16 protein-coding genes are annotated in these 15,460 nt (G+C 34.4%); 8 read left to right on the top strand and 8 right to left on the bottom strand.

Annotated elements, in window-relative coordinates:
- Window positions 1-21 precede the first annotated feature (21 nt).
- Window positions 22-249: a hypothetical protein gene (locus ACNQF8_RS00510; protein ID WP_113633574.1), complete on the top strand. Its 228-nt coding sequence runs from the start codon at window positions 22-24 to the stop codon at window positions 247-249.
- A 32-nt stretch (window positions 250-281) separates the two neighbouring features.
- Complete coding sequence (locus ACNQF8_RS00505) at window positions 282-515, top strand: hypothetical protein (RefSeq protein ID WP_113633573.1); 234 nt, start codon at window positions 282-284, stop codon at window positions 513-515.
- A 1-nt stretch (window position 516) separates the two neighbouring features.
- Here the strand turns inward: ACNQF8_RS00505 and meaB are convergent, their stop codons facing one another.
- The gene (gene meaB / locus ACNQF8_RS00500) at window positions 517-1,608 is read right to left on the bottom strand and encodes a methylmalonyl Co-A mutase-associated GTPase MeaB (RefSeq protein ID WP_417953438.1); all 1,092 of its coding nucleotides are present in this window, start codon (window positions 1,606-1,608) and stop codon (window positions 517-519) included.
- A gap of 166 nt (window positions 1,609-1,774) precedes the next feature.
- Here meaB and ACNQF8_RS00495 point away from each other — a divergent pair, with 166 nt between their 5' ends.
- From ACNQF8_RS00495 to ACNQF8_RS00485, 3 genes are all read left to right on the top strand, one after another.
- Window positions 1,775-2,686: an AEC family transporter gene (locus tag ACNQF8_RS00495; protein ID WP_417950351.1), complete on the top strand. Its 912-nt coding sequence runs from the start codon at window positions 1,775-1,777 to the stop codon at window positions 2,684-2,686.
- A 49-nt stretch (window positions 2,687-2,735) separates the two neighbouring features.
- Window positions 2,736-3,947, top strand: a complete 1,212-nt coding sequence (locus tag ACNQF8_RS00490) for an MFS transporter (RefSeq protein WP_417953437.1) — start codon at window positions 2,736-2,738, stop codon at window positions 3,945-3,947.
- Between the two features lie 239 nt (window positions 3,948-4,186).
- Entirely contained in the window at window positions 4,187-4,825 is a 639-nt protein-coding gene (locus ACNQF8_RS00485) for a peroxiredoxin (RefSeq protein ID WP_417953436.1), read from the top strand.
- Window positions 4,826-4,909: 84 nt separating this feature from the next.
- On the opposite strand, the gene ACNQF8_RS00480 is transcribed toward ACNQF8_RS00485, so the two are convergent.
- The 7 genes from ACNQF8_RS00480 to ACNQF8_RS00450 all read right to left on the bottom strand — a co-directional run bounded on the left by ACNQF8_RS00480 (window position 4,910) and on the right by ACNQF8_RS00450 (window position 12,524).
- Complete coding sequence (locus ACNQF8_RS00480; protein WP_417953435.1) at window positions 4,910-5,791, bottom strand: DMT family transporter; 882 nt, start codon at window positions 5,789-5,791, stop codon at window positions 4,910-4,912.
- Window positions 5,791-6,372, bottom strand: a complete 582-nt coding sequence (gene nudK / locus ACNQF8_RS00475) for a GDP-mannose pyrophosphatase NudK (RefSeq protein ID WP_417950347.1) — start codon at window positions 6,370-6,372, stop codon at window positions 5,791-5,793. The genes ACNQF8_RS00480 and nudK overlap by 1 nt, the downstream gene beginning before the upstream one ends.
- A 167-nt stretch (window positions 6,373-6,539) precedes the next feature.
- Window positions 6,540-7,421, bottom strand: coding sequence for a cellulase family glycosylhydrolase (locus ACNQF8_RS00470; protein WP_417950346.1), 882 nt, complete (start codon window positions 7,419-7,421; stop codon window positions 6,540-6,542).
- Window positions 7,422-7,500: 79 nt separating this feature from the next.
- Window positions 7,501-8,772, bottom strand: coding sequence for an adenylosuccinate synthase (locus tag ACNQF8_RS00465; RefSeq protein WP_315207169.1), 1,272 nt, complete (start codon window positions 8,770-8,772; stop codon window positions 7,501-7,503).
- Between the two features lie 31 nt (window positions 8,773-8,803).
- Complete coding sequence (locus ACNQF8_RS00460; RefSeq protein ID WP_417950345.1) at window positions 8,804-9,286, bottom strand: Fur family transcriptional regulator; 483 nt, start codon at window positions 9,284-9,286, stop codon at window positions 8,804-8,806.
- 118 nt (window positions 9,287-9,404) lie between these two features.
- A complete protein-coding gene (locus ACNQF8_RS00455; RefSeq protein ID WP_417950344.1) occupies window positions 9,405-11,627 on the bottom strand; it encodes a RelA/SpoT family protein in 2,223 nt (740 codons plus the stop codon).
- A gap of 111 nt (window positions 11,628-11,738) precedes the next feature.
- Window positions 11,739-12,524: a TrmH family RNA methyltransferase gene (locus tag ACNQF8_RS00450; RefSeq protein ID WP_417953434.1), complete on the bottom strand. Its 786-nt coding sequence runs from the start codon at window positions 12,522-12,524 to the stop codon at window positions 11,739-11,741.
- 209 nt (window positions 12,525-12,733) lie between these two features.
- Here ACNQF8_RS00450 and ACNQF8_RS00445 point away from each other — a divergent pair, with 209 nt between their 5' ends.
- The 3 genes from ACNQF8_RS00445 to ACNQF8_RS00435 are packed head-to-tail and all read left to right on the top strand — an operon-like array spanning window position 12,734 to window position 15,458.
- Complete coding sequence (locus tag ACNQF8_RS00445; protein WP_417953433.1) at window positions 12,734-13,336, top strand: trimeric intracellular cation channel family protein; 603 nt, start codon at window positions 12,734-12,736, stop codon at window positions 13,334-13,336.
- Between the two features lie 35 nt (window positions 13,337-13,371).
- Window positions 13,372-14,322, top strand: coding sequence for a FemAB family protein (locus tag ACNQF8_RS00440; protein ID WP_417953432.1), 951 nt, complete (start codon window positions 13,372-13,374; stop codon window positions 14,320-14,322).
- Window positions 14,319-15,458 (top strand): DegT/DnrJ/EryC1/StrS family aminotransferase, encoded by a 1,140-nt coding sequence (locus ACNQF8_RS00435; RefSeq protein ID WP_417953431.1) that lies wholly within the window; start codon window positions 14,319-14,321, stop codon window positions 15,456-15,458. Before ACNQF8_RS00440 ends, ACNQF8_RS00435 begins: the two co-directional genes overlap by 4 nt.
- Window positions 15,459-15,460 lie beyond the last annotated feature (2 nt).

Here is a 15,460-nt window from a genome sequence, read left to right as displayed (position 1 = left end):
AATTACTTAAATATTAAATTCATGGAATTACCAAAATTTTTACTAGGCGATAATACTGATTTTCCCGAAGATATTTTCATCATACACCTTGATTACCCAAGATTTATCATCAATTTGAAAGATGATGAAGTAGAGTTTATGGAAGAAGCTGAAGATCTAGACGAGGCAGAATTAAATTCAGAAATGGAAGGTTTAATCGTTCTTGCCAATGAGTTTTATGATCGAGAAATTAAACTTTACGAGGAGTAGTTAAATTTTTGTCTTACCAAATTTATATTCAAATGAAAAATGTATTTATGTATTCTATGTTTGTTTTCGGTACAATACTTATAATTAAAGGGGTTTTTAACTTTTTTCCGTTTGAAATTAAATCAAATGTAAACGCAAGTGAAGCCTATAATTCTGGACATATTGTAGGATATATTATTGGTAAATTTGGTAAGATTGCTCTTGGTGTTTTAATGTTAAAGTATGGATACCAAACTTATTTAGAAGGAAAAAGAAGAACAGAATAGATTAGTCTTTTTTAAAATATTTTTCCAATAATTTTTGAGCGGCTGCAAAGGGTGAAATTTCATCATTTTGCACCGCTTTTTTTGTTGATTCCAGTGATTTTTGAATTTCTGGATTGTTGTAAAAATTAGTTTTCAACTGCTCGTTGATAGTTTCCAACATCCAATATTGGTTTTGTTCTTTCCGTTTTTCAAAGAAGTAATTATTGCCTTTTGTAAGTTCCAGAAATTTCTGAATGGTTTCCCAAACATCGGATATTCCTTCGTGAGTTATGGCGCTACAGGCAGCAGTTGTGGGTGTCCACCCTGATTTTTTGGCAGGGAAAAGATGCAATGCTCTATTGAATTCTAGTTTAGCAAGATGCGCTCTTTTGACATTATCGCCATCGGCTTTGTTAATGACAATTGCATCCGCCATTTCCATGATTCCGCGTTTGATACCTTGTAATTCATCGCCCGCACCAGAAATTTTCAATAAAAGAAAAAAATCAACCATGCTGTGAACGGCAGTTTCACTTTGGCCTACGCCAACGGTTTCTATGATGATGGTATCAAAACCGGCAGCCTCACAAAGCGTTATGGTTTCGCGGGTTTTACGAGCTACACCTCCTAATGTTTCTCCTGAAGCTGAAGGTCGTATAAAAGCATTTTTATCTTTAACGAGTTCTTCCATTCGGGTTTTGTCACCCAAAATACTTCCATGTGAAATTGTGCTGCTGGGATCAACGGCAAGTACCGCTACTTTTTTTCCTAAACCAGTCAAGTATTTTCCAAAAGCTTCAATGAAGGTGCTTTTTCCAACGCCTGGAACACCTGTAATTCCTATTCTGACAGATTTGTTGGCATAAGGTAAGCAGGTATTTATCACTTCGTTGGCTTTAGCCAAATGATTGACATTCGTGCTTTCGACTAAAGTAATCGCACGACTCAATGCCGTAATATTTTCCTCTAAAATTCCTTTAACGAGTTCTTTTGCCGAAGGTTGTATTTTTCTAAATTGCTGAATATGCTCAACAGCAACGGCACTGACAATTTCAGGAGCAGAAATTCCTGGTTTTTCGTTTAAGGCGCTTGGATGGTGTTTTTTATTTGGCAAAACTATTTTTTAGAATAGTAAAAATAATAAAAACAATCTTGAATAGACGGTCATTTTCTTAAAATGTGATTTCATTTTAATGGTTCCTCTTTTGCGGGGGATATATCACAAATTTTATTTTTTTGAATTCATTTTATTTCTTATTAGTCAATATCTTTGCTGTATTATGACTAACTTCATCCTAATCTTTGTTTTCCTATTCCTTGGGATTGTATTCCAAAATATAAAAGGGTTTCCTGTAACTATTTATAAGCTCTTAAACAAGATTGTTATTTACATCTGTCTTCCAGCTTTAGCATTATATTATATCCCAAAAATAAAATGGAGCAATGAATTGCTGTTCCCAATTGGAGTTGCTTGGATTGGTTTTGTTGTTTCCTATTTGCTTTTTAGTTTTTTAGGTGCCAAATTCGGTTGGTCAAAAAAACTTATTGGTTGTTTAATTTTAACAGCAGGTTTAGGAAATACTTCCTTTTTAGGTTTTCCAATAATTGAGGCATTATATGGGGAAGAAGGTTTGAAAACGGCTATTTTAGTCGATCAACCCGGTTCTTTTGTGGTACTTTCTACCTTAGGAATTCTAGTGGCAACTTTATATTCCAGTGGCAATCCAAATGGTTTTCAAATCGCTAAAAAAATTCTTCTTTTTCCGCCATTTATAACTTTTTTGATTGCCTGTTTGATGAATGTTTTTAATGTCGACTTCCATGAATACGTACAGCTTGTATTTCAAAAATTGGGAAGTGGAGTAACACCTTTGGCTTTGCTTTCTGTTGGTTTGCAACTGCGCTTTGACCGAAAAAGCCAGCATTGGAGGTTTTTAGGACTGGGACTTCTGTATAAATTAATATTGACTCCTGCTCTCATTTACGTATTGTATGTCGTAATTTTGCAACAGCATTCTAAAATTATTCAAGTTGCTATAATGGAGTCAGCTATGGCGCCTATGATAACGGCTTGTATTTTAGCCTCTACCCACGGTTTAAAACCCCGTTTAAGCAGCATGATGATAGGTTTCGGAATTCCATTATCGTTTATCACCTTGTTATTTTGGTATTTTGTGGTTCAGTATGTTTAATTTTCTGAAACTCATCAGAACCAATAATTAGTAATATAGTTTAAAAAATATGAATTCATCTCTTGATACTACATCAAAAATAGATACAACTCCCATTGCGCAGCAAACCGTTTATTCTATATTATTTTCTATCGCATTCGCCCATTTATTGAATGATTTATTACAAGCCGTAATTCCTGCAGCGTATCCTATTTTAAAAGAAAATTTCAATTTAACCTTCACGCAAATCGGATTAATCACTTTGGCGTATCAACTGGCGGCCTCTATATTACAGCCTTTGGTTGGTTTGTATACCGATAAAAGGCCGAAGCCTTTCTCCCAAATTTTCGGAATGCTGTTTACTTTATCCGGAATTGTATGTTTATCGTATGCTTCTAGTTTTGAAATGATTATAATTTCGGTTGTTTTGGTCGGAATTGGTTCTTCCATTTTTCACCCGGAAGCTTCCCGAATCTCCTTTTTGGCATCAGGTGGAAAGCGAGGTTTGGCACAATCCATTTTTCAGTTGGGGGGGAATGCCGGAACAGCAATCGGACCTTTATTAGTTGCCTTAATTGTAGTTCCTAATTCACAATATTACATTATTTGGTTTGTGGTTGTTGCCATCATCGGATTGATTGTTTTGAGTAGAATCGCGCTTTGGTATCAAAATCATTTGAGTTTAAGAAGTGCAAAGAAAGCCGTAATCGATTTGCCTAATTTATCCCAAAAAAAGATTGTCATCTCAGTAGGGATTTTACTGGTTTTGATCTTTTCAAAATTCTTTTACATGGCCAGCATGTCCAGTTATTTTACGTTTTATTTAATCGAAAAATTTGGATTATCGGTTCAGGAAGCGCAATTTCATTTGGTTTTATTTTTGGCTTCTTGCGCCATAGGAACCTTAATTGGCGGACCGTTAGGTGATAAATTCGGAAGAAAATATGTGATTTGGTTTTCAGTCTTGGGAGCCGCACCTTTCACTTTATTGTTGCCTTATGTTGATTTGTTTTGGACAGGCGTTTTGTCGGTTGTAATTGGAATCATAATTTCCTCTGCATTTCCGGCTATCTTAGTTTATGCGCAAGAATTATTGCCTAAAAAACTCGGAATGGTTTCTGGCCTTTTCTATGGTTTTGCCTTTGGAATGGGTGGTTTAGGTTCCGCTTTATTGGGAAATCTCGCCGATCACACCAGCATAACGTACGTTTATTATCTTTGTGCCTATTTGCCTTTGATAGGGATTATAGCGCTCTTTTTACCTAATTTAAAGAAAAAATAACACTTCTTTTTAGGAGCTTTTTCCTGCTCTGCACTGTATTCCCGATTAATAAAAACTACGGCTGAAAAAGCCTTTTTTTTCTAAATCGGCAGATGCCGTTGCGATCAGGGCTAGGGCATTTCGTTTCCTGATTGCTTTCTGTTTTCCATAAACATTAGTACAACTTTAAGATTAGTTTTCTCCTTTATTGCTTTTATTTCAATACCTTACAGTGTTACTAATCAATAAATTAAATTACTATGGCAACAGTACGATTAAGCGATATTGCTCCTGATTTTGAAGCAGAAACGTCACAAGGAAAAATAAAATTTCATGAATGGTTAGGAGATTCTTGGGGAGTTCTTTTCTCTCATCCAGCTGATTTTACACCTGTTTGCACCACTGAGTTAGGAACAGTTGCGAATTATTATCCTGAATTTAAAAAACGAAATGTAAAAGTAATCGCATTGAGTGTTGATGGAGTAGCTTCACACATGGAATGGATCAAAGACATCAACGAAACTCAAAATACAACAGTAAACTTCCCCATAATTGCCGATGAAGACAAGCGTATAGCTGAATTGTATGATATGATTCATCCCAATGCAAGTGAGAGTTTCACGGTACGTTCGGTTTTTATAATTGGACCAGACAAAAAAATAAAATTAACACTCACTTATCCTGCGTCAACCGGTAGAAATTTTGATGAATTATTGCGTGTAATTGATAGTTTGCAATTGACAGCAAAATATAGCGTAGCAACACCGGCAAACTGGAAAGATGGTGATAAGGTGGTAATCTCGACCTCGGTTAAGGACGAAGATATTGCTGCTAAATTTCCAAAAGGCTACGAAAGAATAAAACCCTATTTAAGAATGACACCGCAGCCTAATAAATAGTAATTTTCAGTATATCTTTTAAATAAAAAGCAGAATGAATTTATTTTCATTCTGCTTTTTCTATTTTGTCAAAAGTTTAATTTTTTACTTCTTATTGGTAATTAATAACCCCGTAATAATGATTCCCATACTTATTATTTGGGTTAGTAAAATGGCTTGGTTAAGAAAAAAATACGCCAAAATCCCACTGAATACCGGAATCAAATAATAAATTAACGCTGTTTTTGACGTCCCAATTAATCGAATGGCTTCGTTCCATAAATAAAATGAAATTAAGGAAGCGCAGATGCCTACATAGGAGGTTACCAAGACTGTTTTGGTGTCAAAAATTACTTTTTTGTAATAGACATGTTCATACATATAAAACGGAAACAGTAAAATTGTACCAATTACAAAAACACTGAATAAAAACACTTTTGGACTTAATTCATCTGGTTTTTGTCGAACCAATATCGTGTAATAAGCAAAAAAGAAGCAAGCTACAAGCATTAATAAATCCCCAATGGTAAAGTTGATATGCAGTAATGCATGTAAGGAACCTTTGGAAATAAGCACTAGGACTCCTGTGATTATGGTTGCAATTCCCACTATTTTTATATTGGAGACTTTCTCTTTAAAAATAATTCTGGAGAGTACAACAATAAATAACGGAATTGAAATGGCGATTAACGATAAATTTACTGCACTTGTTGTTTTTCCTGCAAAGTAAATCAGCGTATTAAAAATAGTGATGCCCAATACTGCTGTAAGCGTAAGATAACTAATGTGTTTCTTTACAATTTTGAAACTTTTAATCGTACTTTTTATAGCAAATGGAGCCAAAACAATACACGCAACTGTCCAGCGCCAAAAAGCCAATCCAACAGGAGGAATGTGACCTTTGATCCCACTTGCAATTACCATATTTACAGACCATAGCAAGGTAGCAAATAAGGCAAATAAAACACCTTTAGTCGTATTGCTCATTAAATCAAATTATGAATTTTTGCATATTGTAACAACATAATCGTCTTAGCGTCTTGCATTTGACCGCTTTCGATCATAGCATACGCTTCGTCGAAAGGCATTTCCATTACATCTATATTTTCTTCTTCGTGTGCTACTCCGCCACCGTCGCTTACTTTCATAGATTCATCGTATTCACCAACAAATAAATATAAAATTTCAGTTACAGCACCTGGCGACATATACGTTTCCATCACCTTTTTGACCTTAGAAATACGATATCCTGTTTCTTCTTCAGTTTCTCGAATGATGCATTGCTCCGGATTGTCAGCGTCCAAAAGTCCGGCACAAACCTCTATCATCATTCCGGTTTCATTTCCGTTAAGATACGTTGGCAAACGAAACTGTCTCGTTAGAATAACTGTTTTTTGTTTTTTGTTATAAAGTAAAATAGCAGCGCCGTTTCCTCTATCGTAGACTTCTCTTTTTTGGGTAATCCAAGAGTCGTCTTTTTTTTGATAATCAAAAGTTACCTTGTTTAAGATGTACCAATTGTCAGATAGCAATTCTGTTTTTTGTATTTTGATAGTTGGATTTTTCATTTTATTTTGTAAAAATATTTTAAGGATTTCGAGGTTTAGCAGCTAGGTTTTTATACGTGGAGCCCCAGTTGTTATTGTTGGTATCATTAGGAGTGCCATCGGCAGTGAGCAGTGCATCTTGGTCATTTTTATCGTATTTCCATACCCATGCACATACAGAAACTCCTCTATTGTACAGCATTAAGAAAATAGCGAGGATCCATTAAAATCCCTGCATTCATAGGTGCTGTTTCTCCAAAAAGGACTGGTAAATTTTGCTGTTTTAATAAATCCAGCCTATTGTCTATTGCAGTTTCACTAGCTAATAGCCATTTTTCATAAGCGTGAATATCAAAGACAATATTAGAATTTTTTTGTAGAAAAGAATTCCCTTTTTTTAGCAAAACACTTTCGTCTTGTCCTTGTTCAGCACAAGGTACAAGAATGATAGAGGGATTGCCTGTAGTTCTAATAATGGCAACAAGTTCTGTCATGTCTTGTTCCCAGACTTCATCAGTATAACCATCAGCTCTGTCAAATCTGTAGGGCTCATTCCATACTTCGATCCATACATCAGGTTGATTTTTAAAATGCAACGCCCATTCTTGTAGTTTTTCTTGATAGGGTTTCCACCAAATGGTTTGTGAAGGACTTTTGCCTGTAAATTCTGTTTCTGTTTTTCCGTCCCAACCAAAACCGCATAAAATAGTAATTCTGTTATTTTTTCGGTTTCCATCCACAATACTTTGTAATGAATGTAAAAAAGAACCATTACTGTCTTTTATAGGCATACCGGTTAAGGGTTGTTCTTGAACATTGCCTATAAATTCCCGAGCTATGTCCATATTCCAACTACTCATTTTGGTATCATTTGCCCCAAAAACTTGAAATGAATTTGTTCCAATCAACTGAATGGGTTCGTTGTCTTTCAAGATTTTATTCCCTTTGACGCTATATTTTTGATTGTCAGTGCTTAAAGTAATATCTTGCTCCTCCCTACAAGACAAAAGCATACTAAAACAAGCAAATAGAATTGCGTACTGTAAAAATTTTTCTTGTTTTGGTATCATGGTGAGCTGAAAATGGGTTAGCTATTCAATTACTAAAGTATAAAAAAAACGCTCTGAATTTTCAGAGCGTTTGGTAATCTTATTTTAGAATAGTTTGCTTTCTGTCTGGACCTACAGAAACTATTTTGATAGGAACTTCTACTTCTTTTTCAATGAATGCAATGTATTCTTTCAACTCTGTCGGTAATTCATCGTAGGTTGTCATACCTGTCAAATCTTGTTTCCATCCTTTAAAATCCTGGTATACTGGAGTTACATTTTCTGGTTCTATGTTATAAGGGAAATGAGAAATTTTCTCTCCTTTATAATTGTAGTCCGTACATACTTTTAAGGTTTCAAAACCTGAAAGCACATCACCTTTCATCATCATCAATTGTGTTACACCATTAACCTGAACAGCATATTTAAGTGCTACTAAGTCTAACCAGCCACAACGTCTTTGTCTTCCGGTTACGGATCCAAATTCATTTCCTACACGTGCCATAGTTGCACCATCTTCGTCAAAAAGTTCAGTAGGGAATGGACCACTTCCTACGCGTGTTACGTAAGCTTTGAAAATTCCGTATACTTCCTTGATTTTATTTGGAGCAATCCCTAAACCGGTACAAGCACCAGCAGCAGTAGTATTTGATGAAGTTACAAATGGATATGTTCCAAAATCAACATCTAATAATGAACCTTGAGCACCTTCACATAATATTGATTTACCTGCTTTTTGAGCTTGGTGTAAATACTCTTCGCTATCAATGAAATCTAATTTTTTTAATTCTTCGATTGCTTCAAAGAATTCAGTTTCCATTTCAGCTAAATTGTATTGAATTGATACATCGTAAAATTTGATCATTTCTTCATGCTTGTCAGCCAAAGCTCTGTAACGATCTGCAAAATCTTCTAATTCAATATCACCTACACGAATACCATTTCTTCCTGTTTTGTCCATATATGTTGGACCAATACCTTTTAACGTAGAGCCAATTTTTGCTTTACCTTTAGAAGCCTCAGAAGCCGCATCTAATAAACGGTGAGTAGGCAAAATTAAATGTGCTTTTCTTGAAATGATTAATTTGCTTTTGATATCTAAATTAAATTTTTCAAGACCTTCAATTTCTTTTTGAAAAACTACAGGATCAATTACTACTCCATTTCCAATGATGTTTACAGCAGTTTTATGAAAAATACCAGAAGGAATAGTTCTAAGAACATGTTTTATTCCGTCAAATTCCAAAGTATGTCCTGCATTTGGACCTCCTTGAAAACGAGCAATAATGTCATAATTTGAAGTTAGAACATCAACAATTTTTCCTTTTCCTTCATCTCCCCATTGTAATCCTAGTAATAAATCTACGGTCATTCTATCTGTTATTTGTAGTTAGTTTTTATGTTTATGAACGATTTTGTTCGTCCAAGTTGTTCTTTTGTCTTTTGGTTCCATAGAGATACAATGAGTGATTGGTTATCTCTATATCAAATATTTCTTCGATTGTTTTTTTGATACTTTGAATTCTTGGATCACAAAACTCAATTACTTCGCCAGTATCAGTCATTATAATATGATCGTGCTGTTTGTCAAAATATGATTTTTCATAATGTGCCTGATTTTGTCCAAATTGGTGTTTACGCACTAAAGCACAATCTAATAGCAATTCGATCGTGTTGTAAAGAGTTGCTCTACTCACACGATAGTTTTTATTTTTCATTTTGATATAAAGGTTCTCTACATCAAAATGTTCTTCGCTATCGTAAATTTCCTGAAGGATAGCATAACGTTCAGGAGTCTTGCGATGTCCTTTTTTTTCAAGATACATTGTAAAAACATTTTTTACAATTTCTTGGTTTTTGGTGTTATCTGTGGAAATGAGTGTCATATGCGGGCAAAGATAAATTTTTTAGTTTAAAGTATAAAGTTTAAGGTTTGTTTAGTTTCAAGTTTTTTAATTTCAAGAGGAGCAAATTGAGATTTGAAACTAAAAACAGGATTTTTTTCTATGTTTTATAAACCCTTGTTACTTTATCGATTCCGTCAATTTTTTTGATGTTGTTGATCATTTTTTTCAAAATGGTATTGTTTTGAACAATTACTGCAACTTGACCATGAAAAATTCCTGCATCAGTACTCAAAGAAATACTCTGAATATTAACATGCATATTGTTTGAAATTACCTTTGTTAATTGGTTTGTAAGTCCTAAAACATCCATTCCGGTTATGTTTATGATGGCTTTAAATTCTTCTTGTGAAGAGTCAATCCATTTTGCTGACATGATTCGGTATGCGTAGTTTGATTGCATGCCAATGGCGTTTGGACAATCTTTTTTATGCACTTTTATACCTTCGTTGATTGTTACAAATCCAAAAACATCATCGCCAGGAATTGGATTGCAGCAAGGCGATAATTTGTAATCCAGCTTGTCGTGTTCTTTCCCAAAAACGAGCATGTCATAATTACTGCTTATTACTGGTTTATGAATATCCTCATCCGAAGTGCTACTTGGAGAGCGTTTCATTTTATTTTTGAAAAAATTAATGAAAGTATTGCTCTTTTGCGCAGCGTAATCCTTGAGCTGTTGGTTTTCAATAGCCCCGATTCCTACTCTGTAGAATAAATCCAGGCTTGTTTTTAGTTTGAAAAAATTGACTAATTCATTAATCACTTGTTCGCTTAAAGTGATTTTTAAATGCTTTAATTTTCGGGTCAACAGTTCTTTTCCTTCTTCGCCAATTTTCTTGGTATTCTCGTTTAGAACGTTTTTTATCTTTGTTTTGGCTCTCGAAGTGGTCACATAATCCAGCCAGTTAATGGTTGGTTTTTGATGTTGTGAAGTAATAACTTCTATTTGATCCCCACTTTTTAATTCGAAATTTAAAGGGACTAATTTCCCGTTAACGCGTGTTCCTCTGGTTCGAATTCCTATTTCGGAGTGAATACTGAACGCAAAATCCAGTGAAGTGGCTCCTTTAGGCAATGATTTTATTTCTCCTTTTGGAGTAAAAACAAAGATTTCTTTGGAATATAAATTCATTTTGAAATCTTCTACAAAATCTACTGCATTTGTTTCGGAATTTTCTAAAGCTTCTTTTAGTAAGTTTAACCATACATCCAAACCACTTTCTTCGGTAGCACCGTTCTTATATTTATAATGTGCGGCATATCCTTTTTCGGCAATTTCATCCATACGTTCGCTTCGAACTTGTACTTCAACCCATCGCCCTTTTGGTCCCATTACTGTAATGTGCAAGGCTTCGTAACCGGTAGACTTTGGTGATGAAATCCAATCGCGTAAACGGCTTGGACTAGGTCTGTAATGATCCGTAACAATAGAATATATTTTCCAAGCAACGAATTTTTCTTCATGTGGAGTCGCTTTGTATACAATACGCAACGCAAACTTATCATACACTTCATCAAAACTCACGTTTTGCGCCTGCATTTTTCTGCGAATAGAATAGATAGATTTTGGACGTCCTTTTATAATGTATTCAACTCCTTCGGCATCTAAAGAGGCTTTCAGGACATTAGAAATATCTTCAATATAAGCATCTTGCTCTTCTTTGGTTTCTTTTATTTTACTTACAATTTCTTTATAAATAGCAGGTTCCGTGTATTTTAACCCTAAGTCTTCCAGTTTGGTCTTTATGTTATACAAGCCGAGTCTATGTGCCAAAGGTGCATAAATATAAAGGGTTTCCGATGCAATTTTGGTTTGTTTGTCTTCCTGCATCGATTCCATAGTCTGCATATTGTGCAAACGATCGGCTAGTTTAATCAGAATTACGCGTACATCATCGTTCAACGTCAATATCATTTTACGGAAATTCTCTGCTTGCATGGAAACATTCAGATCTTTTTGTACCAATGATATTTTTGTTAATCCTTCAACGATTTGAGCCACTTTTGGATTAAACAAACGTTCTATATCTTGTATGGTAGTTGGCGTGTCTTCTACAACATCATGTAATAATGCTGCAGCGATGGATGTAGCTCCCAAACCTATCTCGGAAGCAACAATTTTTGCCACAGCAATAGGGTGGAAGATATAGGCTTCACCTGATTTTCTGCGTTGCTCTTTATGAGCTTCTACGGAAACGTCAAATGCTTTTCGGATGAGTTTTTTATCTTCAGGTGTTAAAGTTTGGTAACTTATGCGAAGCAATTCTTTATATTCTTGGGCAATTGCCTTGTTTTCTTTTTCTAAATCTATTTCTGTCATAACGGCATTGTTCATTTCCTAAAAATAAGAATAAGTTGGGAGATATGCAAATGTATATTTGAATTTTAAACGAAAGAAACTAGAGTTTTTTTTAAATTTTTAATCAAAAATCTAAAACCCTCTCTGTCTTTTGGCTTCAAAAATCAAGATGGCGGCTGCAACCGAAACATTCATTGAATCGATCTCGCCCTGCATTGGAATAATAATATTTTGGGTTGCTTCTTTTCGCCATTCTTCCGTCAATCCTGTGGCTTCTGTTCCTACAACTAAAGCGGTTGGCGCAGTGTAATCCTGTGTGTGATACGAAGTCGAGTTTTGTAAAGTCGCACAATAAAAATTGATTTTTCGTTCTTTCAAAAACGCAATAATCTCTGATGTGGTTCCGGTTGCAATTCGGTTGGTGAATAAACAGCCCACGCTGGAACGCACAATATTTGGATTGTATAAATCGCTTTTTGGATTGGCAATAATTACCGCATCAAGATTAGCAGCATCGGCAGTACGAAGTAAAGCTCCTATATTTCCGGGTTTTTCTGGTGCTTCGGCAATAAGAATCAATGGGTTTTCAGATAATTTCAAATCAGATAATTGCATCGATTTGGTTTTGGCTACAGCCAAAATACCTTCAGTGGTATCTCTGTAAGCGAGTTTCTGATAGACTTCTTTATTAATTTCTATCAGCTCGGCATTTTTAGATAATTGACGCGCTTCGTTTTCCGAACAAATTTCAGGTAAAAATAACAGCGTTTCCATTTCGTAACCGCCCTTGATGGCAATAGAAATTTCGCGTTTTCCCTCAATTAAAAAGGTTCCGGATTGTTTACGTGCTTTTGCTTTTTCCTGCAATTGCACTAAAGATTTTATGTATGGATTTTGTATCGAAGTGATTTGTTTCAAGAGGTACAACTATTTAATTTATAGGAAACAAAGATACATAGAGAAAATTCAGTTTTCTATATTTGGATTCGAATATTTATCTGCAGTAATGAACCTTGATTAAATGTAGACAATATGAGTTGGTTACACGAGTATTTTCTTTAATTTTGCCTGAATCATATGCAATTGATAGCATTTTTTTTATCCATTTTTAAATCCAAAAAAACAGCATGTTCCATTTATTAGACATCATCGGTACGATGGCTTTTGCCATGTCTGGGGCTTTGACGGCAATGAATAAAAAAATGGATCCTTTTGGGGTATTTATTATTGCATTTGTAACTGCCGTGGGTGGCGGAACCTTGCGAGACATCATGATTGGGAGAACTCCAGTAGGATGGATGCTGGATTTAAAATACGTTTATGTGATAATCATCGGATTTATACTAGCCATTATTTTTAGAAAAAAATTCGACAGATTGCGAACTTCTTTGTTTTTATTTGACACCATTGGGTTGGGAGTTTTTACTTTAATAGGTCTTGAAAAAGGAATAAACATTGGACTTCATCCAGTCATTTGTGTAGCTTTAGGAACTATGACAGCTTGTTTTGGAGGTGTTATTCGAGATATTTTGTGTACTGAAATCCCCGTTATTTTTAGAAGAGAAATTTATGCAACGATTTGTATTCTAGGCGGAATTATTTTCTTCATCCTACGAGAATTTAATTTAGAAAAGGATGTTTTATACTTAACAACCTCTTTAGTTATTATTTCGGTTCGCTTGATGGCGGTGAAATTCAAGTGGTATTTATCACCTTTAGAGAATAAATAAAAAATGCTTAATTTCACGAAGTCTAAAATCAAATAGTGAAAAATTATTCCGTCAAACAATACCAGGAAAGCGATTATACAAATTGGAATACCTTTATTGGTCAAGCCAAAAACGCTACCTTTTTATTTCACCGTGATTTTATGGAATACCACAAAGAACGATTCGAGGATTTCTCGTTGATGGTTTTTGAGGATAAAAAACTGGTTGCTGTTCTTCCTGCAAATAAAGCTGGAGCAATAGTTTTTTCCCATCAAGGTTTGACGTATGGTGGATTAGTGTATTCAGCTAAAATAAAGGGAGAAAAAGTAGAAATAATTTTGGATTCCCTTTTGTCTTTTTTTAAAGAAAATGGGATACAATTTTTTTATTATAAACCAATTCCCTTTTTCTATTCTTCTGGCGGGAATCATGAAACCGACTTTTTTTTACTTAAAAAAGGAGCGTTTTTGGATAAAAAAGAAATGAATCTGGCTATTAATTTAGCGATGCCTTTAACGATTTCAAAAAGTAAATTAAAGCATTTTAGAAAAATTGAAGAACTCGATTTAGAAATGGTCGAAGAACAGCAATTGGAATCTTTTTGGGAATTGGTTTTAGAGCCGAGATTATTCGAGAAACATAATGCAAAACCGGTTCATACCCTACAGGAAATTACAAAGTTAAAGGAAATGTTCCCTAATAATATCAAACAGTTTTCAGTATATTATGAGGACATTATTATTGCTGGCATTACAGTATTCGAAACAAAAACTATAGTAAAATCGCAATATGGAGCTACTACTAAGAAAGGAGAGGAGTTGCGCGCGTTGGATTTTTTATTCATTAATTTGATTCAAAAATATAAGAATGAAGGTAAACTTTTTTTTGATATGGGTATCGTTAATGATGACAATGAAAAAGGATATCACGCAGGACTTTTAAAACAAAAAGAAGAATTAGGATGTTCTGTTTACAGTCAGGATTTTTATAAAATGAATCTTATATGATACTATTTCTTGATTTAAAAAAAATAAACGAACCATATGAAACTGCATTTCAGGAGAAAATGAAAGCGGTTTTAGATAATGGCTGGTATATTTTAGGGAGTGAAGTCAAGGAATTTGAATCTAGTTTTGCCAAGTATTGCGGTGCCAAATATTGTATCGGGACAGGAAACGGTTTTGATGCTTTAGTTTTGATTTTTAAAGCCTACATACAATTAGGGAAATTGCAAAAAGGGGATGAAGTTATTGTTCCTGCAAATACTTATATTGCGAGTATTCTGGCTATTTTACAAGCAGATTTAATTCCTGTTTTGGTCGAGCCAAAATTAGAAACCTACAACATCAATCCCGATTTAATTTTAGAAAAAATTACTTCGAAAACCAAAGCAATTCTGGTAGTTCATCTTTATGGTCAATTGGCTGAAATGGAAGAGATAAATCAGATAGCTTTTGCAAATAATTTATTAGTTGTTGAAGATGCGGCTCAGGCTCATGGAGCAATTTTAGAAGTCGAAAGTCAAAAGTCGAAAGTCGAAAGTTTAGACACGTATAAACTAATTCCTAAAACTCAAGCGTACAGTTTTTATCCCGGAAAAAATCTAGGCGCTTTAGGAGATGCCGGTGCTGTTACAACAAATGATTCGGAGTTAGCTAAAGTCATTCAGTCACTCAGAAATTATGGTTCGGAAGCAAAATATTATAATGATTATATAGGAGTAAATTCAAGATTAGATGAACTGCAAGCGGCTTTCTTAAATGTGAAATTACCGTTTTTAAATACTGATAATGAAAAGCGGAAAACAATTGCCAAACGCTATTTGTCCGAAATAAAGAATGAAAAAATAATACTTCCAATAGTGTCATTGCGAGGAACGAAGCAATCTAATCATGTTTTTCATTTGTTTGTGATTCGAACACAAAACAGAATCGATTTGCAAGACTATTTACATCAAAATGGTATTCAAACTGTAATACATTATCCAGTTCCGCCACACAATCAAAAGGCTTTGTCATTTTTGAACCATTTGTCTTTTCCGATTACCCAAAAAATTCATGATGAAGTATTAAGTTTGCCTATAAGTCCAGTTTTGACAAATGATGAAGTGGATTTCATTATTTCAATTTTAAACAAGTATTAAAT

It is taken from the genome of Flavobacterium labens (assembly GCF_048286755.1).
Lineage (GTDB): Bacteria > Bacteroidota > Bacteroidia > Flavobacteriales > Flavobacteriaceae > Flavobacterium.
This window is presented reverse-complemented; position numbering and strand designations above follow the sequence as displayed.

Bases quoted from the DNA above. Each gene is read 5' to 3' on its own strand.
- ACNQF8_RS00460 (WP_417950345.1), bottom strand. From the start codon at position 9,286: ATGACACTCATTTCCACAGATAACACCAAAAACCAAGAAATTGTAAAA.
- ACNQF8_RS00485 (WP_417953436.1), top strand. From the start codon at position 4,187: ATGGCAACAGTACGATTAAGCGATATTGCTCCTGATTTTGAAGCAGAA.
- ACNQF8_RS00465 (WP_315207169.1), bottom strand. From the start codon at position 8,772: ATGACCGTAGATTTATTACTAGGATTACAATGGGGAGATGAAGGAAAA.
- ACNQF8_RS00445 (WP_417953433.1), top strand. From the start codon at position 12,734: ATGTTCCATTTATTAGACATCATCGGTACGATGGCTTTTGCCATGTCT.
- ACNQF8_RS00490 (WP_417953437.1), top strand. From the start codon at position 2,736: ATGAATTCATCTCTTGATACTACATCAAAAATAGATACAACTCCCATT.
- ACNQF8_RS00505 (WP_113633573.1), top strand. From the start codon at position 282: ATGAAAAATGTATTTATGTATTCTATGTTTGTTTTCGGTACAATACTT.
- nudK (WP_417950347.1), bottom strand. From the start codon at position 6,372: ATGAAAAATCCAACTATCAAAATACAAAAAACAGAATTGCTATCTGAC.
- ACNQF8_RS00470 (WP_417950346.1), bottom strand. From the start codon at position 7,421: ATGATACCAAAACAAGAAAAATTTTTACAGTACGCAATTCTATTTGCT.
- ACNQF8_RS00480 (WP_417953435.1), bottom strand. From the start codon at position 5,791: ATGAGCAATACGACTAAAGGTGTTTTATTTGCCTTATTTGCTACCTTG.
- ACNQF8_RS00435 (WP_417953431.1), top strand. From the start codon at position 14,319: ATGATACTATTTCTTGATTTAAAAAAAATAAACGAACCATATGAAACT.
- ACNQF8_RS00510 (WP_113633574.1), top strand. From the start codon at position 22: ATGGAATTACCAAAATTTTTACTAGGCGATAATACTGATTTTCCCGAA.
- ACNQF8_RS00495 (WP_417950351.1), top strand. From the start codon at position 1,775: ATGACTAACTTCATCCTAATCTTTGTTTTCCTATTCCTTGGGATTGTA.
- ACNQF8_RS00455 (WP_417950344.1), bottom strand. From the start codon at position 11,627: ATGACAGAAATAGATTTAGAAAAAGAAAACAAGGCAATTGCCCAAGAA.